This window comes from Peribacillus sp. B65 (assembly GCF_058513295.1).
The window spans coordinates 2,028,149-2,046,687 of record NZ_CP195840.1 but is presented as its reverse complement, the minus strand read 5'-3'; the positions used below and the strand labels follow the sequence as shown (position 1 = coordinate 2,046,687).

Here is an 18,539-nt window from a genome sequence, read left to right as displayed (position 1 = left end):
TTGATTTTTTATGCTTTCACCCATTTATCGCGATGGATAACTTCTATGGAAGTGATTATAAGCTCGGATGTCCTCTTTCCCATCGCCTGTTTTAATTCTTCGTCGGAATAAAGGACCTCACCCCGCCCTAATAACCCATTTGCACCAAAGACTTCGACAACATCACCCTTATTGAAGACTCCTTTAATTTCATAAATTCCAGCTGGCAGCAGACTGCTGCCATTTGAAACTAAGGCCCTTTCGGCACCTTCATCAACGAAAATTTTCCCTGATACTTTTGAATGAAGTGATATCCATTGTTTGTTTTTCGTTACCGTCGTCAAGAGATCATTCCCAATATACGTGCCATCACCATTGCCTTCAAGGATTGTTAGAAGTTTATCACTCCCCAAACCAGAACCGATGAATACTTTCACCCCTAGAGACAATGCAGTTTGCGCTGCAATCAGCTTCGATTTCATCCCACCGGTTCCGACATTGGAACCTGCACCTTCTGCCATTTGCAATAAATCATCCGTTATTTCGGATAGCTTATCAAATCGTTTAGCCCCTGGATTTGTCTGTGGATTGGAATCATAAAGCCCATTAATGTCCGTTAATATGATCAAGTTGGACGCGTGGACCAGGCCGCTTACTAAGGCGGATAGCATATCATTATCACCAAAAGTCAACTCCTCGACCGATACTGTATCATTTTCATTTATGATCGGAAGGATGCCGCGTTCAAGCAATTCCATCAATGTGGCATATGCATTTTTATATCTATCTTTTTTCGAGAAATCTTTCCTTGTTAATAAAATCTGCGCCGGAACGATTCCAAAATACCCCAATTGTTCCATATACGATTGAATCAATAGGCTTTGACCTACAGCTGCAGCAGCTTGTTTTCCTTTGAGAGTGACAGGTCTCGTCGGGTAGCCAAGCTTGCGAAAACCTGTTGCTACAGCACCTGATGAAACAAGGACAACTTCATGTCCGGCTTTCCTTAAAGCTGCCACTGCCTGGATATGATCGGAAAATTTATTCTGGTCGATTTCACCTTGTGTGTTGGTCAAAGAACTACTTCCTATCTTTACAACGATGCGTTTCTTTTCCATCGATTACTTCCTCCAATAAATATCTAAGACATGAAAAAAAGCCCTTTTCATCCTCGAAATAAGGACGAAAAGGGCTGCTCTCCGTGGTACCACCTTCATTGAATGCAAATTCATGCATTCCACTTTGCCTGATAACGCCAGGATTTGCGCCTATGTTTTGCATAGGACTCAAGAAGCAGGTTCTGCGCATTCCTGTCGCGGGCCTTCCAGCAATTGACGCCGCTCTCTGTCACAGTGATTCTCGCATACTAATCTTCTCTCAACGTTCATTGTTTTAATATAGTATGCAAAATTATCTTCTTGATGTCAATAACATTCCTTCGATGAATGAACCTTATAGCGCCATGGCTGGGCCGAAGAATTCATAGTGGATTTTATCCGTATCTACCCCAAGCTCTTTCAGGTAAGTGATGACGGCCTTCATGAAAGGCACAGGGCCGCACACATAATAATCAGCCTCAGGTTTAACAATACTGCTCAATAATTCCTTATCAACATACCCTTGCTTTGCAAAATTCGGCAGGTTCTTATCATCCTCACTTGGATTTTTAAAGACAAAGGATAAATGATAACTGGCAAGCTTGTGCGTTAGTTCTGTCAGTTCCGTTCTGAACGGCTGTAAAGTGCCTTTATCGGATGCGTGAATGAATTGGACATCACGCTCAGGTGTTTGTTCAGCTACTGCATGAACCATACTCATGAAAGGCGTTATGCCAACGCCTCCGCTCAAGAATACTGCCGGAGTTCGTTTTCCCAAATCAATGGTGAAATCACCTGCAGGAGCCGTTACTTCTATACTGTCACCCATCTGAATGGATTCATGCAAGTAGTTAGAGACCCTTCCATCAGGAGAGGTTCCAGGCTTTTCTTTTTTAACGGAAATCCGGAAGTGATCTTTTCCCGGAACATCAGACAAACTATACTGACGGTTGAATAAATAGCGTTCACCCGGTATCTCGATACGAACGGTAATATATTGTCCAGGAAGAAATGCTGGAACCTTGTCACCATTTGATGGCTTTAAATAAAAGGAAGTGATTACGTCACTTTCCCGTACTTTTTCCACCACTGTGAATCGTTTGAAATCAGACCATCCGCCGACCTGATTGGAAGCTTGATCGTACATTTCCTTTTCAATGCTAATGAAAACATCGGCAATGACTCCATAGGCCTCTCCCCAAGCTTGGAGGATCTCTTCTGTAGCCGAATCTTGTAACACTTCCTTGATTGCTCCTAATAGATATTCTCCAACAATAGGATAATGCTCAGCTTTAACAGCAAGACTTCTGTGTTTTTGTGCTATTTGCTTCACGGCAGGTAAGATTGTTTCAAGTTGATCTATATGTTTAGCCGCTGCCAAAACCGTGTTGGCAAGTGCAGTTTGCTGACGCCCCTTTTTTTGATTGGCGTGATTAAAGACATTTAACAATTCAGGATGTGCTTCGAAAAGATTTTTATAGAATACAGTTGTGATAGTTGCACCATGCACTTCTAATACGGGTACGGTTGATTTGATAACATCGATAGTTTTCTGGGATAGCATAGGTAAACCCCTCTTCATAAACAAGTATTTTAAATACATGTTTATATTAGAACTTAAATGCATTAAAAGCAATATTTTTTATACATCTTTTTATATAATAAGTTTTCATGTTTATAAAATGTTCACATTTATGATATAGTCTAATGGGGATAGAATGTGAGGCGATAAACATGAGGTTGACGAGTTATTCCGATTACTCACTAAGAGTGTTGATTTACCTGGCTTCCCACGACCAAAGCAAATTGTCAAATATTAAAGAGATATCTGAAGTTTATCAACTGTCTAAAAATCACTTGATGAAGATTGTTCATAATCTAGGTAAATTAGGCTATATTGAGACGATACGTGGAAGAAATGGCGGTTTCCGGCTTGCAAAATCACCCGCCGAAATAAATGTAGGGGAACTGGTACGGAGAACTGAAGAAGATTTTTATTTAGTGGAATGTTTTAAAGATCACGATAACTGTGTGATTTCTCCCGTTTGTTCATTGAAATTTGTCCTTAATAATGCCTTGGATGCTTTTTTAAAGGTCCTTGATCAATATACGATTGCAGACTTCAGCGAAAATAAAGTGATGCTCAAAACTTATTTCGATTCAGTTAAGCAGCATGACGAAAAGCCCGATTTTTTATAATCGGGCTCTTTTTCATTAACCGATGATTCGTTCAATCTGCCATTCCTTTTCCATTCGCAAATCCATGATCCCTGAACCCGTTTTCAATAGGACTTTAAGGGGATCGTATGGATTGATCATGATGATCGTCCCGTTTCGCCCATTGGTAAGCGTGACTTCTTTTCCGACTAAAGTGGACATTAATCGGTTTACAAACTCCAGCAGTATCTCTGGATTGAATTTACCGAACTTATCGCTGTTCATTTGCTCAATCACCTTATAAAACGGCATGGCCTGATGATATACACGATTTGAAGACATCGCATGGAATACATCGGCTATTGCGACGATTTTCGAATGATGATGGATATCATTCCCCATCAGACCATGTGGATAGCCTTTCCCATCTTCCCGTTCATGGTGCTGAAGGGCTGTTAATGCAATCGATGGTGGGATTCCTGGGATACTTTTAAGTAATTCATAACCATAAATGGCATGGCGTTTCATTTCTTCATATTCTGCCGCAGTCAGTTTACCCGGCTTTTCCAATATACTATCCGGAATCCTTGTTTTACCCACGTCATGCAGTGTGGCTGCCAGTGTCAGTGCTGAAAGGTTTTCTTTCGATAATCCAAGCTTCATCCCTAGATAAGTGGCAATGATTCCGACACCGATATTATGCTTATACGTGTACTCGTTATTTGCTTGCAGCTCTTCGAAAAGGTAATAAACATCAGGATTCTTTGCAGCTTGTGCAATGACAGGTGCTACCTCCGCTTTAATCTCTTCAACATTTTCAAGCTGTATTTTTCCTTCATTACGTATATCTTGAAAGATGTTTTTGATTTGAATAGAAGCTTTATTGATTCTTTCATGAATCTTTACTTTAGGTTGTACATGATCTTCAGTTAGATTAGATTCACCTTTTTTCAATTCTTCCATTTTGAAATCAATTTCAGGTATGGTAAGAGGCGGATTCGCTTTATTAATCAGCTTCCCTCTTCTATTTTTCATCGCTCTCACACTTTTCTCTATTTTTTACCTATAATACCATATCTGACATTGTGTCTTAATGAAAACAATTTTTTGGCACTTAAGTTCGGTCACTAAGTTCATTGCCTAGGCGTTTTAATTTTTCACCAACCGTACATTCTGAAATACAAAACTGATGGGCATACGTACGCCCCTTCTCTTTTCGAAAATGCTTTCGTAAAAAACAATCCTGGCAAAATGAAGCAAGAACATCTTCCACTTCTTCATATATTTTTTTCCTGTTCATTGTTGTTATGGCTCCTTTGATTCAACAATCTCTATTTTGCTGAAAATAGCTTTTCCCTGCAGTGCAAGTGTTGCCAGGCGATCAGCTTCCTGGTTTTCCTTCCGAGAAATTGGTTTGCAGACCGGAATGATCTTTAATTTATCCAGTTTCGATTCAATGCGGTCCAGCCATTTATTTAAGTTTTCTTCCATACAGGGCCATTCACCGGAAAGTTGATTTAAGACAACGAGAGAATCCCCTTTAAAGACACAGCTTTGATGATGCACCCCAAGTTCTTCCATCTGACTGACCGCTTCATGAAATGCCGCATATTCCGCTTCATTATTGGATTCGAATTGGTCCAATTTCACGTTGGTGCGTAACCGCCAGAACTTCTTACCTTGTCGAAAGTAAATAGCTACACCGAGTCCTGCCACCCTTTCATCTTTTTGAAAACCGCCATCAAAAAAAACCGTCACATCCTGCGGCTCTTCCTCAACTTCCGTCAGGAGTTTCTTTAGCTCTTTCTTCGTCCATGTTGTATCGAATTCATCCTTGAATTCCACTTCTTTCAGCCTTCCTGCCTTTTCAAGATCCTCCGTAATGACCAGTGCAGTCCCGGCATCAAGCCAATCTGAAACGAAATCGGCAGATGGTTTTTTTGAAGCATGATATGTCCATTGCATAATTACCTTCAAAGATTTCCAGCTCCTTATCCATTCACCATTCATGCAGAACAGCTTACAATTTTCATACCTTTTTTTCGTCATACCCTTTATAATATATTGTAAGCATTTGAATCACTCTTTTTAATTATAGTTCCCATATCAGCCTGAAATTCTCATGTTTCAATCTTATTTTATATGAAACATTTTTTATAAAGGCATATTGACAGTTAAACTCGAGGAGGAGCATATATTGATCGAAGTGTATATTGATGGTGCCAGTGCGGGCAATCCCGGGCCGAGCGGCGCAGGTGTTTTCATAAATAATAACGGTGTGGTCGAGAGGCATTCATTTCCGCTTGGAAATATGGAAAACCATGAAGCGGAATACCATGCTTTAATCAAAGCATTGGAAATTTGTGTAGCCAATAAGTATCAAGTCGTTTCTTTCCGTACTGACTCCCAAGCCATCAACCAGGCCATTGAAAAAAGATTTGCAAAAAATAAGTATGCGATATTGCTGGAACGGGCGCTAAAGCTTTCCGACGAACTTGAATTATTTTTCATGAAATGGATTCCAAACCTTGAAAACAAGTCCGCGGATGAATTGGCGAGACGGGCCATTCGCATGAATAAGGCTGAGGAAATTCATGAACAAGACAGCTGATTTTTCGTTATTATTCGTTGTATTCATCTGGGGCGTGACTTTTGTTATGGTTCAAAACGCCCTGTCATTTCTTGACCCATTCACGTTTAATGCCGTCCGTTTCTTCATGGCCTTCGTTTTCTTGCTCATTCCATATATATCGACTTTACACAAAAAGGGGAAAACTTGGAATAAGGGCCTCATTATAGCCGGGTTTCATATTGGGGTTTGGCTTTTTCTGGGATATGGGCTTCAAACGATCGGATTGAATTATACGACTCCTGCGAAGACAGGCTTCATAACAGGATTAAGTGTCGTCATGGTACCGGTTTTTTCCTTGCTGCTTTTAAAACATCGGCTTTCCCGCAATACATTGATCGGTGTCGCAGCGGCAACCATTGGGCTTTATTTAATGACTTTCGCTGACCGCTCCAATTTGAATATCGGTGATTTACTGGTATTTTTATGCGCAATCAGTTTTGCCATGCAGATCATTACTACCGCTAGATATGCCAAGACCCTACCCGCTTTACCGTTGACGCTTATTCAGGTTTCGACCGTATCTTTATTATCATTTGTTTCAGCCTTCATTTTCAACGAGAATCATTCCGTCATCTTCAGCTCAGAGGTCATGTTACAGAAGGATGTATGGACTGCTTTATTGGTTACTGCAGCCCTTGCCACGGCGTTCGCCTTTTTCGCACAAACCTTCTTCCAAGCTTATACGACACCTACAAGAGTGGCGCTGATCTTTTCTATGGAACCGGTTTTTGCTGCGTTATCCTCATACATATTGATAGGGGAAAAATTGAGTACCGCCTCCATCATCGGCTGCGCATTCATTTTCTTGGGAATGATTTTCGCTGAACTGCCTGTTAAGAAAAAGAAATCGGTGACACAGGAGTTTTCTTGAAAAGCCCAATTAAATAAATCGGACTCCCAGTTACGAAGTCCGATTTATTTAAGCAGCCCCTGTTCTTTTGCAAACGATACTGCTGCACTACGCGTTTCAATGCCATTTTGTTTTAAGTTTTCCAAAAAGGAAATATAAAAACTGCCATCAAAATTCTTTTGTACCTTCAATGTCAATTCTATTGCTGCATTGACTAAAATATCACTTGCATCCGTGTAGCGCTTACCAAAATAAATAAAACCAATAGCGTCATTACCAAAAGTGAATCCCTTACCCTCTAAAAAACTAACATACTCTTCAGTTGACTTCGCCAATTCTGCATCCACTCCATACTTCATACCTTATTTTCATCTTACCGTATATCAAAGATTTTGACTATCCATTTTTCGACAAAAAAATCACCATACAAAATAACGGAGCTCCCATTGGGAAGCTCCGCTTGTTTGATTAAATCATTCGCAGTAAAGCCCTGAATTCATGATCATTAGCCAGATTTTTTACCTTCTCGCGATCATACTGATAGACCGCATCGTCCAAAGAACATGAAATTGGTACATCACATTTTATTTCTGCTAGCTTTCTGGATAAATGAAGCATATCGACGGCGGATTCAATTTTAGCCCGCTGCCCATTCGTCAATGAAGCAACATTTTCAAGAATCCCTTCGATATTTTGATACTGGATCAATAATTTCAACGCTGTCTTTTCCCCTATTCCTTTAACTCCGGGATAGTTATCAGCTGTATCACCCATTAAAGCTTTTAAATCGATCATTTGTCTTGGTGTAATCCCTTTCCATTCAAAAAAGCTATCGGGATTATGCACCTCATAGTTACCATACCCTTTTTTTAACAAAAGTACGGAAATGTTTTCATCTATTAACTGCAGCATATCTTGATCGCCAGTCAATATACCCACCCGGCTATTTTGGGCAGATGCCTTGGCAATTGTCCCGATACAGTCATCCGCCTCATATCCAGAGAGCCCTATGTTAGGGATATCAAATGCTTCAACCGCTTTTTTCGCCAGGTCGAATTGAGGAATCATTTCGACTGGAGCTTCTGATCGATTAGCCTTGTATCCATCAAATAATTCATTTCTGAAGGTCTTGCTGCCCATATCCCAACAAACCGCTACATGACTGGGTGAAAAGTGATTCACCGCCGTCAGCATATGCTTCAAAAAACCTTGAACGGCATTGGTTGGTATGCCTTTCGAGTTAATCATGAATTGACCAGTAACAGCCGTTGCATAAAAAGCTCTAAATAAAAGCGCCATCCCATCGACAAGCATAAAGGAAGGGTGCTGCTCGTTTTCTTTCATTAACACATTATCACCTCTATCATGATGTACTTCCATTTTAACATAACCGTCCCCTTTTTTAAGGATCGTTTAATTGGAAAAAATATTATTCAATTGGATTATCATCATAGGAGATCCAGTCACTGAAACTGCCAATATAAATCTTCACATCTTTAAAACCCGCTTCTTTCAGGGCGATATAATTTGGTGATGCGGTTACACCTGAACCGCAGTATACAATGATTTCATTATCATTACCGATGCCTGTGAAATTCGACTGAAGATCTTCCTTCTTTTTAAAATAGCCATTTTCCAGAACGTTCGTCCACACCTTATTTACGGCACCAGGTATATGGCCGGCTTTTTTATCAATCGGCTCCTCAATTCCCTCGTAGCGTTTAGATTCCCTTGAATCGATTAAAATGACATCGTCTGGCCTATTCATTGTGTAATTCTTTACTGTTTGGAAAGAAGCAAAAACGGACTCATTTAAATCGATATGATATTCAGCTGGCACATAATTCGTTTGATTCGAGTCAATGGGATAGCCCGCATCCCTCCAGGCGCGATATCCCCCGTTAAGAACAAAAACTTTCCTATGTCCAAGGTAGCTCAGCAGCCAAGCAAACCTGGAAGCAAAAGAACCTTCTCCGCCATCATAAGCAATGAGTACCGTATCATTGGTGATTCCATCTGATTCCAGTTTACCTTTAATGGTTTCCAGGTCAGGAAGAGGATGTCTTCCTCCATGTTTTTTAACCTGACCCGATAAGTCCTTTTCTAGATCGAAATAAACAGCGCCTGAAATATGGTCTTTTTTGTATGCCTTATACCCTGCATCAGGAGTGCCTAGCTGAAAGCGGCAGTCACAAATTCTGATATCATTGGAATTCAACAACGGCAACAGCTCTTCTTTTTCGATTATTAAACTCATCTGTATAACCCCCTACTTCAAAATGGCCCAAATTAATTCATTAAGCTCCGTTTCCATGCTCTTCCCTTGATGTAGCCCAGTTATCTCATTCTTTAAGGAAAGTGATTTCCCTTCCAATAGCAAATGATTCTTTTCACTTTCATTGTTGCTTATACATTCTTCCATTTGTTTTGCCTTGAATATCCGGGTCATCCCGGTTTTCAATTCTTGATCAATTGAAACCAAATCAAGTAATTCCCATACCGATAAAGGTGGCAGTGAACCCCGTTGGATGATATATTCCAAGATTAAATATGAACGGCATACTTGTACCCATATTTTTAGTTCTTTTCTTTTGGATTCTTTTGTTTTTGTCAATTGTTGAAGATTGTCGCTCATCATCCGATAATAATGGTGCCCCAGTGCCTTTTTGGAATAGCAATCCGCTATCAAACCATTCATCTTCCTATAATAATCCGGATGCATAATCAACTTGATTTGCGACTGAAATAATTCAAATAAAGCAGGATTACTCTTTAAGGTAAGACGTGATGTTTTAAATAGATCCCAGCCTTCCATGTCAAATTGGCCTTCTTTCATTTGAATGACTTCAACTGGCTGACTTAAGCTGAGGTATGATCGCTTATCATTATGAACATATATAAATCGAACATCATAATCAGATTGGCCGGATGCTAAACCAAAAGAATGGCTGCCAGTAACAGCAGCCATCAAAATGGTCATATCCTCTTTCTTTTCCAGGTATCTCAATCTTGAAATAAGGTTTTCTTTCATGAATGAACCTCGTTTCTATTTCGAATGCATTTTTGCCAATTCAGCTACAGCATTTTCATAATACGGTAAATCGACCGTTTCCTCCAATGCTGCACGTAAGCCTGCAAAGATATCCGATATTTCCGTTTTAAACTCTTTTTGAATCGCGAGTAACTCTTGATCGAGGACTTCAGTATACATTTCGAAAATCCGCTCACCCTGTTCTTTAACATATATAAGGGCAGGTTCATCCAAACTCTTCTGAAGCCCTTCGCTCATTTTCGCTTTCTCATTTTTTTCAAAGAAAGATTTTGGATTTTTAAATAATGATAATTCCTTTTTGAATTCTCCCGTATCCAATTGGGCAAAAGCTCCTGTAAATTCAATGGACTCCCTCTCATTAGGCTCATATGGCTGCAATGAAAGGGTTCTTCTTACTTTTTGCATTTGCTGAAGCAAACTGCTTTGTTTCTCATTCAGTAATTTATTTACGAACATTTCCGTCCTTAATGCCGTTGCCCGCATTTCCTGGGCAAGGTCAAAGCCTAACGCATCCAATAAGTTCTTCATCGATTGCTTGAGGGCAATTTTCAGATCGCCTCCATCATCTTTTAAAACAGCCGGATTGAACGATTCTTTAAAGAAATCATTAAACCGGAAGAAGACTCGTTGTTTACTATAGAAGGTCAATTCGTCGACTTCTTTTTTCAAACGCTGCCTTTCTGCATCCCCTTTAATGACTGAGAGGAGTTCCGAAATGGACTGTGACTCTTGAGAAAGGGTTTCCAGGGCATTTCGTTTCGCTTTCTCATCCTGCCTTGAAGCTGTAATTACATCTCGTAGCAGTTCTTCCGTTCTTTTTACAGCCGCTTGAGCCGATTCAATTGCAAGTCCAGTTAAATCGTTTTCTATGAAAGAATCGAATTGGCCTTGGAATTCGGAAATTCCGCTATTAGGAAGGAAAGAATGCTTAAATGAACCAGGCGTTTGTTTTTCCATCAACGCTCCCTTACTCGTAAGCGGGAACAGTTTTGGAAAACGGATTCCGAATCCATTCAATTGATCTGTGACATAATCCATCACTTCGTCCAATTCGTCAGTGGTTTGAGCCAGATCGACGGCATTGACAATGAAAAACATCTTATCCATAGCGAATGAATCTTTCACACGTCCAAGTTGTATCAAGAACTCCCTGTCCGCCCGTGAGAATGGGTGATTATAATAGGTCACAAAAAGAATGGCATCCGAATTCTTAATATATTCGAAAGCTGCTCCTGTATGTCGTGCATTTATCGAATCCGCCCCAGGCGTGTCAACAAGGACCATCCCCTGCTTTGTCATTTCACAGTCATAACGCAATTCAATCAGATCAACAAGACATGACTTGGACTCTTCTGCAGCAAAACGTTTAAATCCTTCAAGATCTACCGTAACCACATTTCCTAGATCATTTTGGTACTCTGGCAGCCCTTGATGAAAAGCCCTTAGAAAGGATAAATGAGTCTTCCCCTTATCGACTTCCCCCGCCTTCGCAATGATTTGCCCTGCTAGTTGGAGGGCTTCATCTAGAGTCTTTGCCGATTTATCAAAAGCTGCCAAGGCCAGGCTTACATCTTCAAACAGCATCGCTTCGGTCTTTAATTTGACGGTTGCCGTTCCATGTGGATGCTCAGCGTCCGAAGACATGATTTTGTTGATTGCGGCAGTTGTCGGATTTGGTGAAACAGGAAGAACGCTTTCTCCCATCAACGCATTGGCAAAGGAAGATTTGCCCGCACTGAATGCACCGAAGAGGGCAACCGTGAACGTCTGCTGTTCCAAGCGATTTGCCTTCTCTTTCAATTCCTTATAAAGTGATTGAAATCCTCTCAAAGGTTGTATAAGCTTGGCTGCCTGTTGTAAACTCGCTGCAGTCTCCATCAGCTTTTCTTTTCCGCGTAAATCAGCAGCATCAGATGAAGAAACTGTCACGGAAGGTACAGCTTCCTTGTTTTCTTTATCATAATCACTTTCAGGTTGTTCGTTGACGGACCTTGAATTACTTCCTTTTTCGGTTTTCATGATTTTGACCGTAATATTTTTTTCCTCTTCATTCCATTGAGTTAACAGCATATCGATATCACGCTCATCTGCTAATGATTCAGTTTGATGGGCAATGGCCTCTAAACGCTCCGTTTGGTAAACGATTTCCGCGTTCATCGCAGCAGTAACTTTAAGGGCTTCCGCAAATTCAGAATATCCTTCAAGCTCCTTATCGATGGATATAGACTGCTGTTCCACTATTCCTTCCATAACGGTAACCATTTCATTCAAAAATCCTTCAGATACATCACGTGCTTTCTTTTTGATGGCTGATGCTAAATCATTCGTATAGTTTAAAACGTATTCACCCGTAATATCGACTTGAGGCCTCAAAGAATTTTTTATGTAAGATTCCGTTACCTCGATCTGAAGTGCCTGAGCCTTACCTTCAAGTGTTGAATCATGGATCTCCGCTTGATTAAGCATTTTAACTGCTAATTCTTTAATATGCCATTCAAGCTGGGTTTTTACCTTTTCTTGTAGATCGCTCAAGAACGCCTTGATACGTGCCTCACGTTCGGCATCCGTTTTTTTCTTGGCAAATAATAGACCCATTTTAAAATCTGGCTGAGCCGATTCCAAGAAAGATTTACCCAGGTCCCGTGTTGCCGCGGGCATGATGTACGCACCTTTCAAAATCGTTTCTAATGCATCAGCGTATTGGACCTTGATGTCCTCTATGCGTCCCGTTAATGATTTTTTTTCTTTCAATAGGCTGTCCACTTGATTCGTCAGGTGTACTCGTTCTTCATGAGGAAGTTCTGACAATACTTCAAAATCATCGGCATGTTCCTCTTCATACTGCTCCTTCAGCCAATTAAGATGCCTTTCGACAAGGGCATTAGCAGATTGCATGATGGCATCTTTGCCATCATTTAGACCTTTGCCAGCCATTTCATATATGAATTGCTTGACCACTTCTATTTCATTTTCACTATTGTTCAAGTCTCTTACGGAAGTATAAAAAATCCCGTCAGGATATACATTCCAGTTCGCAAATGCTTCAGAAACGGAAAGCTTGAAGTCTTGAAAGCTAAGCTCGTTCTCATCATGCTTATCAATCATATTGATAATTAAGTATGTCGGTTTTTCAGCCTCTAACAGCTCTTTAGTGAATAGGAAGTTCACCTCTGATTGGACGTGATTGTAGTCCATGACATAGAAGACGACATCAGCTAGATGCAAGGCAGATTCCGTAGAAACTCTATGTGCATCATCTGTTGAATCAATTCCTGGAGTATCCATGATCGCACATGAATCCGGCAGTGAAAAATCATTGGAGCTTATCGTTATTGCCGATACTGAGTCTCCATCCTTGGCAAATTTCTTGACCTCTTTAAAATCATAAGGTGCAGGAAATAATACTGGTGGCTGATGATGGTAATAGACCTTGGCATAGTCTTCGCCTTTTTGGACTTTTACCGTATTTGCACTCGTTGGAATCGGACTTGAAGGCAGTACTTGATCACCAAGGAAAAAATTGATCATACTGGATTTCCCCGCTGAAAAATGCCCGCAAAATGCAATGATGAACTCCTCTTTATTCACTTTCATGATTAACTGTTTCAGTTTATCGGCATTGCCTGTATCACCTGCCGATTGAAATTTCTCATACATGGCAGTCAAAATCCCCAATTTGGACTGTTGCTTTAATGTTTCTTGAATCATGAATCCATACCCCTTAATCTATCGTCATTTTGATATTCTTATTGTAAACGATTTCGTTTGTTATTCATACCATCAGCTTTATTTTTACTATATGATTCATTACAGTCCATGTTCAAAAAAAAAACCACCGATTGGTGGATTCATGCAGTTTGATTCATATTGACTTGGAATGCAAAAAAAAAACCAGGATGTTTACCTGGTTGTAGGGGTGGGGTTAAAAGCAGCTCGGTTTTCAATTGGTGACTCGGTATAAGGTTTTAATGCCTTTGCCGGTTTTTGAATATTATTCAATACATGTTTCATCACAAAACCATATGTAGCGATTGTCAATAAAATGAATACCCAAACCATTACCAACACCATCCTCTTATATATTGTTTAGCTTTTAGTTATTAGTTATTTAAATAAAATTATCGAGATCCGAATGAGAATAATTTTCATCTTCATTTAGAATCTTATCACGAACGATAATCATTTTCAATAAGAAATTAAATTTATTTATTATTTTCCCTTAAAAACTGTAGAATATTCCGTATGTTCCTTTAATGCCTTCTCTTCCAGCGGGATTCTTACCGTCATCATCCAAACATTCAATAAACTAAAGATGATAGCAGTATAATATGCATTGAATAATAAGGAAATAACTAAAATCTCAGTTGCGACTATGATATAGTTCGGATGTTTGAAATATTTATAAGGACCTTTAATGACTACATCGGCATCAGGAACCACTATGATTTTTGTATTCCAATGTTTTCCCAATGAACGGATTACCCAAATCCTGCCTGACTGCGCAATTATAAAAAGGGTCAGCCAAATTGGCCAAAGTCCAGACATATTCCTTTCAAGCACGATCACTTCAATAATGAGAACAATAAAAAAACTAAGATGCATTAGAACCATCCACCTGTAATGGGACTCACCGTATTCCACTGCTCCTGCAGCTTTCAGCTGTTTTTCATTTTGTTTGGCGATATATAATTCAACCAGGCGCTGTATAGCGATCAAGATAATGAGAATGGCAAAGATCATCACTTCCACCTCATTAACACAAGTTCAGATGAAAACCCAGGCCCTAATGCAGCAGCCAGGCCCATCTCACCTTTATTCCCGCCCCGCTGCATGAACCTCTCCAGAACATACAAAATAGTCGCTGATGACATATTGCCAAATTCACGCAATACGCTCATTGACTCTGCCGTCATGCTTTCATCGAACCCGAGAGCTTCGTGATATGCATCAATTACTTTCTTGCCTCCAGGATGAGCGATGAAATCTTTTATATCATTTAAATCGAATCCATTCTCCATTAAGAACTCTTGAACATTCGGTTTAAGCCAATCCTTGATGATTGTAGGGATATCTTTCGAAAAGATCACGTATAACCCTTGATCTTTTACATCCCAACCCATGACATCCAATGAATCCGGCATAAGCGTCGATTGCGAATCCAAAAATTGCAAATGTCTTACTTTTTTTGAAAACTGTTCATTCGGCACTTCATCACCGCAAACCAAAACACAGCTTACTCCGTCGGAAAATAAGGAAGTCCCAATTAAATTGCTTTTGGAGATATCATTCCTTTGAAATGTCAAACTGCATAACTCCACGCTTAAAACAATGACCTTCGCAGTCGGGTATGCTTGGCAATATTCAAAAGCACGTGATAGTCCACTCGCTCCCCCTGCACAGCCAAGCCCCCAAATCGGAATCCTTTTAGCATGCGGGTTAAATGGAAGTTCATTCATTATCCTGGCATCAATGGTCGGGGTCGCAATCCCCGTGCTTGAGATAAAGAAGAAAGCATCTAACTCGTTTGCCGGCAGTTCTTCTTTTAAAAATGCTGTGTTCGCTAAGCATTTTTCTATAGCTTCTTTCCCAAACTTGACTGCCTGCTGTATATATAAATCATTCCGCTCGGCAAAAGAATGATCCTCTTTAAACCAATCGAGATCATTTGAAAAATATCGATTCTCCACTTGTCCATTCTTAAAGGCCTTCAGTAACCGTTCTATATTCTTAAAAGATGTTCCAAATATTTCTCTCGAAAATTCCATGATTTTTTCCTGTGAAAGTAAATATGGCAGCTTTACATGTGATGCAGATAATAAATACGGCATGATTCCACCCCTAATTATTCATGATATGGTTAATATACCCACCAGGATATCAATTATGCTTTATAGCTAAATGGTTATATTTATCTGGATTTTATAATATTTTTTCTTTTTTTCTTATAGAAAAAAAAGACTATAAATTCGATAAAAGAACATAACCATACAAGTGGGAATGAAATTGGAAATCAACACTATAATCACAAAATTGTTATATGGAACCATCCAGGGCGGTAGTCCCTTATTCCTTTCTCTTTGGACATTCAAAAGCCTTACATTATAAGACAGCCTTTCGAACAGGAACCCAATAGCGTCCTTATTGGCATGACAGGGGATATCCGTGGGAGAATAATGATTGAGGGGACTAACGGATGCATGAGTAAAATAGGTGAAAGTATGTTTGGCATGCCGTTAGAAGGTGAAATGCTTGATCTTATGCAGTAGAATTCGGCAACATAATTGCCGGTAATATTACCGCCCCTTTAGCAGAAGAGAATCCATTGATTGATATTACACCGCCCACCGTCATTGTGGACAATGGCGAAATGCATGTTACCCATATCATAAAAAGGCGTAGGTACCCTTCTTATCATCTTAATGATCGAAATGTAATTCACGAAACAATAAAACCCCCTTACCGATTTTAGGTAAGGGGGCACTTTCATTCTTCCTTCTTTACTGAAGATTGATTTTGCACTTGTATGATGATATTTTGAAACTCCTCTTTTCCACACACACTGCACCTATACTCCTGGCTTAGAATGGTCCGACAATGAATACAATATTTTTTCTCCATCCCTATCACTACTTTCCTGAACATATACTATCAATATATTCAAAAAGTGAAGAGAGTTTCCTTTTATCTGACAAAACGCCAATTTGATTATCAATGATATTATTCGGCCTAAATGTAAAAATGCCCAAAATCCTCATCATCTGAGAAATTTGGGCATTTAATGGGTGAATCTATCAAGTTTAGCGAAACTATATTCAGGCTACATTTTGACCTTCAATACGCGTTTCCTTCACTTTACCTTTTGTAGGGACGATGTTAAAGACAATATTCAAGAAAATGGCTGTCAAACTTCCGGCTACAATACCGTTTTCAGTTAAGATTTGAAAGCTTTCCGGAATTTGTGCAAATAACTCAGGAACGACCGTCACTCCAAGTCCCATACCTACTGAACAAGCGATGATCAATAAATTTTCTTGAGAAGCAAAGTCCACTTTGCTCAACATCTTAATTCCAGCGGCAATTACCATCCCGAACATCGCAACCATTGCACCGCCAAGCACGGATGAAGGGATAATAGTCGTGAATGCACCGATTTTCGGAACAAAACCTATGAAAATGAGAATGCCGGCTGTTGTGTATATGACATTTCTTGTTTTAATGCCTGACAATTGAATCAAGCCGACATTTTGTGAAAAAGCTGTATAAGGAAACGAATTGAACAAACCGCCAATCATGATGGCAAGTCCTTCAGAACGATATCCGCGAGCTAGATCGTCTTCTGAAATCTCTTTGTCCGTGATTTCACCAAGGGCATAATAAACACCAGTCGATTCCACCAAGCTGACGATCGCCACCAATGTCATTGTAATGATTGCCGTGACGTTAAATGTCGGAGTTCCAAAGTAGAAAAAATGTGGCATATGCAGCCAATTGGCACTGACCACTGAGCTAAAATCCACTTTTCCAAGGAAGAAGGCCGCAAAGGTTCCGACTAACAGCCCCAATAAAATAGAAATGGAGCGTACGAATCCCGTCGAGAATTTATACATGAATATGATGAATAACAAAGTTCCAAAACCAAGAGCTACATTATTCAAGTCTCCGAAATCAGCAGCTCCCTGGCCTCCACCTAGGTTGTTGATGGCAACAGGAATAAGCGTAATGCCAATAATCAAAACGACCGATCCAGTGACAATGGGCGGGAAGAACCTTGCCAGTTTTCCGAAGAACTTACTAATGATAATGACGATCAATCCCGACGCCAAAATAGATCCATAAATGGAGTTGATTCCATATTGCGTACCAATTGCAATCATCGGGCTAACTGCTGTAAATGTGCAGCCTAGGACGACCGGAAGCCCAATTCCAAAGAATTTATTTTTCCACACTTGCAATAAAGTTGCTATCCCGCACATCAAAATGTCTATCGAAACTAAATAAGTTAACTGCGCTGCAGTCAATTCCAGCGCCCCACCGACAATCAATGGAATGACGACGGCACCGGCATACATGGCGAGAACATGTTGTAATCCTAAGGATGCAACTTTTAATGGTGATTGATTAGACATTGACGGCTGCTCCTTCCTTTTCATCAGTGAACGTTATCTCACCGAATTTCAACTCAGCAATTCTCGCAAGTGATTCCACTTGGAAGCCTTGTTCCCTAAGATCCTTACCACCACTTTGAAATGCTTTTTCAATCACGATGCCGATTCCGGCCACTTCTGCTCCAACCTGCTTACAGATTTCCACCAAGCCCCTGGCTGCCTGTCCGACCGCAAGGAAGTCATCGATGATCAAGACCTTATCTCCAGCTTCAATATATTTATTGGAAACCGTAATGGTATTGGTTTCTTTTTTTGTAAAGGAATGAACGGAAGCCGTCACTAAATCATTTGTTAAAGTAAGTGATTTACGTTTACGGGCAAAAATGAGCGGAACTCCCAATTCCAAAGCAGCCATCAAACCAGGACCAATGCCTGATGATTCAATTGTCAGCACTTTCGTGATTTCCTTGTGTTCGAAACGTTTAACGAATTCTTTACCAATTTCTTTCATTAGCATAGGATCCATTTGATGATTTAAGAATGAATCTACCTTTAAAATATCTTCTGATAAAGCTTGACCCTCGGACAAGATTTTTTCCTTTAAAAGTTGCATGAAGGTTCCTCCCAATCTTGGATGTTTATTGACCCATAAACCACACAATTATTT

Annotated in this window: 20 protein-coding genes and 1 other annotated feature; of the genes, 5 read left to right on the top strand and 15 right to left on the bottom strand. The window is 40.0% G+C overall.

Annotated elements, in window-relative coordinates; all coding sequences use genetic code 11:
- Positions 1-8: 8 nt before the first annotated feature.
- Both proB and hmpA read right to left on the bottom strand, forming a co-directional pair.
- Entirely contained in the window at positions 9-1,097 is a 1,089-nt protein-coding gene (proB, locus tag ACSR9O_RS10110; protein ID WP_491724337.1) for a glutamate 5-kinase, read from the bottom strand.
- A 57-nt stretch (positions 1,098-1,154) separates the two neighbouring features.
- Positions 1,155-1,369 (bottom strand) — a binding site (T-box leader).
- 62 nt (positions 1,370-1,431) lie between these two features.
- Positions 1,432-2,640 carry an NO-inducible flavohemoprotein gene (gene hmpA, locus ACSR9O_RS10105; RefSeq protein WP_101222350.1) on the bottom strand — a complete coding sequence of 403 codons (1,209 nt, stop codon included), beginning with the start codon at positions 2,638-2,640 and terminating at the stop codon, positions 1,432-1,434.
- A gap of 170 nt (positions 2,641-2,810) precedes the next feature.
- Here hmpA and ACSR9O_RS10100 point away from each other — a divergent pair, with 170 nt between their 5' ends.
- On the top strand, positions 2,811-3,275 hold the full coding sequence (locus ACSR9O_RS10100) for an RrF2 family transcriptional regulator (RefSeq protein WP_101222351.1): 465 nt from the start codon (positions 2,811-2,813) through the stop codon (positions 3,273-3,275).
- Between the two features lie 15 nt (positions 3,276-3,290).
- Here ACSR9O_RS10100 and ACSR9O_RS10095 read toward each other — a convergent pair whose 3' ends face one another.
- The 3 genes from ACSR9O_RS10095 to ACSR9O_RS10085 all read right to left on the bottom strand — a co-directional run bounded on the left by ACSR9O_RS10095 (position 3,291) and on the right by ACSR9O_RS10085 (position 5,210).
- The gene (locus ACSR9O_RS10095; protein WP_491724336.1) at positions 3,291-4,268 is read right to left on the bottom strand and encodes an HD-GYP domain-containing protein; all 978 of its coding nucleotides are present in this window, start codon (positions 4,266-4,268) and stop codon (positions 3,291-3,293) included.
- 79 nt (positions 4,269-4,347) lie between these two features.
- Positions 4,348-4,533, bottom strand: coding sequence for a zinc-finger domain-containing protein (locus ACSR9O_RS10090; RefSeq protein WP_101222353.1), 186 nt, complete (start codon positions 4,531-4,533; stop codon positions 4,348-4,350).
- A 5-nt stretch (positions 4,534-4,538) separates the two neighbouring features.
- A complete protein-coding gene (locus tag ACSR9O_RS10085) occupies positions 4,539-5,210 on the bottom strand; it encodes a ribonuclease H family protein (RefSeq protein ID WP_491724335.1) in 672 nt (223 codons plus the stop codon).
- Between the two features lie 220 nt (positions 5,211-5,430).
- On the opposite strand from ACSR9O_RS10085, the gene ACSR9O_RS10080 reads away from it, so the two are divergent.
- Positions 5,431-5,844 (top strand): reverse transcriptase-like protein, encoded by a 414-nt coding sequence (locus ACSR9O_RS10080; RefSeq protein ID WP_101222354.1) that lies wholly within the window; start codon positions 5,431-5,433, stop codon positions 5,842-5,844.
- Positions 5,828-6,736: a DMT family transporter gene (locus ACSR9O_RS10075; RefSeq protein WP_491724334.1), complete on the top strand. Its 909-nt coding sequence runs from the start codon at positions 5,828-5,830 to the stop codon at positions 6,734-6,736. Before ACSR9O_RS10080 ends, ACSR9O_RS10075 begins: the two co-directional genes overlap by 17 nt.
- 44 nt (positions 6,737-6,780) lie before the next feature.
- Here ACSR9O_RS10075 and ACSR9O_RS10070 read toward each other — a convergent pair whose 3' ends face one another.
- The 8 genes from ACSR9O_RS10070 to ACSR9O_RS10035 form a co-directional block, all read right to left on the bottom strand.
- On the bottom strand, positions 6,781-7,062 hold the full coding sequence (locus tag ACSR9O_RS10070; protein WP_230176922.1) for a DUF6123 family protein: 282 nt from the start codon (positions 7,060-7,062) through the stop codon (positions 6,781-6,783).
- A 121-nt stretch (positions 7,063-7,183) separates the two neighbouring features.
- Complete coding sequence (locus ACSR9O_RS10065; protein ID WP_101223445.1) at positions 7,184-8,059, bottom strand: 5'-3' exonuclease; 876 nt, start codon at positions 8,057-8,059, stop codon at positions 7,184-7,186.
- An 85-nt stretch (positions 8,060-8,144) separates the two neighbouring features.
- Positions 8,145-8,972 carry a sulfurtransferase gene (locus tag ACSR9O_RS10060; RefSeq protein ID WP_230176923.1) on the bottom strand — a complete coding sequence of 276 codons (828 nt, stop codon included), beginning with the start codon at positions 8,970-8,972 and terminating at the stop codon, positions 8,145-8,147.
- Between the two features lie 12 nt (positions 8,973-8,984).
- Positions 8,985-9,746 (bottom strand): nucleotidyltransferase domain-containing protein, encoded by a 762-nt coding sequence (locus ACSR9O_RS10055; RefSeq protein ID WP_101222357.1) that lies wholly within the window; start codon positions 9,744-9,746, stop codon positions 8,985-8,987.
- Positions 9,747-9,761: 15 nt separating this feature from the next.
- The gene (locus ACSR9O_RS10050) at positions 9,762-13,475 is read right to left on the bottom strand and encodes a dynamin family protein (protein WP_491724333.1); all 3,714 of its coding nucleotides are present in this window, start codon (positions 13,473-13,475) and stop codon (positions 9,762-9,764) included.
- Positions 13,476-13,667: 192 nt separating this feature from the next.
- A complete protein-coding gene (locus ACSR9O_RS10045; protein WP_157830996.1) occupies positions 13,668-13,832 on the bottom strand; it encodes a hypothetical protein in 165 nt (54 codons plus the stop codon).
- A 144-nt stretch (positions 13,833-13,976) separates the two neighbouring features.
- Complete coding sequence (locus ACSR9O_RS10040; protein WP_230176926.1) at positions 13,977-14,507, bottom strand: isoprenylcysteine carboxyl methyltransferase family protein; 531 nt, start codon at positions 14,505-14,507, stop codon at positions 13,977-13,979.
- Entirely contained in the window at positions 14,507-15,595 is a 1,089-nt protein-coding gene (locus ACSR9O_RS10035; RefSeq protein ID WP_230176927.1) for a type III polyketide synthase, read from the bottom strand. Before ACSR9O_RS10035 ends, ACSR9O_RS10040 begins: the two co-directional genes overlap by 1 nt.
- 249 nt (positions 15,596-15,844) lie before the next feature.
- On the opposite strand from ACSR9O_RS10035, the gene ACSR9O_RS10030 reads away from it, so the two are divergent.
- Entirely contained in the window at positions 15,845-16,033 is a 189-nt protein-coding gene (locus ACSR9O_RS10030) for a hypothetical protein (RefSeq protein WP_260358972.1), read from the top strand.
- A gap of 11 nt (positions 16,034-16,044) precedes the next feature.
- Positions 16,045-16,236 (top strand): hypothetical protein, encoded by a 192-nt coding sequence (locus ACSR9O_RS10025; protein WP_491725458.1) that lies wholly within the window; start codon positions 16,045-16,047, stop codon positions 16,234-16,236.
- 343 nt (positions 16,237-16,579) lie between these two features.
- Here the strand turns inward: ACSR9O_RS10025 and ACSR9O_RS10020 are convergent, their stop codons facing one another.
- Together ACSR9O_RS10020 and ACSR9O_RS10015 are read right to left on the bottom strand one after the other, a co-directional pair.
- Entirely contained in the window at positions 16,580-17,893 is a 1,314-nt protein-coding gene (locus tag ACSR9O_RS10020; protein WP_101222361.1) for a nucleobase:cation symporter-2 family protein, read from the bottom strand.
- Complete coding sequence (locus ACSR9O_RS10015) at positions 17,886-18,485, bottom strand: xanthine phosphoribosyltransferase (RefSeq protein ID WP_260358973.1); 600 nt, start codon at positions 18,483-18,485, stop codon at positions 17,886-17,888. The genes ACSR9O_RS10020 and ACSR9O_RS10015 overlap by 8 nt, the downstream gene beginning before the upstream one ends.
- Positions 18,486-18,539 lie beyond the last annotated feature (54 nt).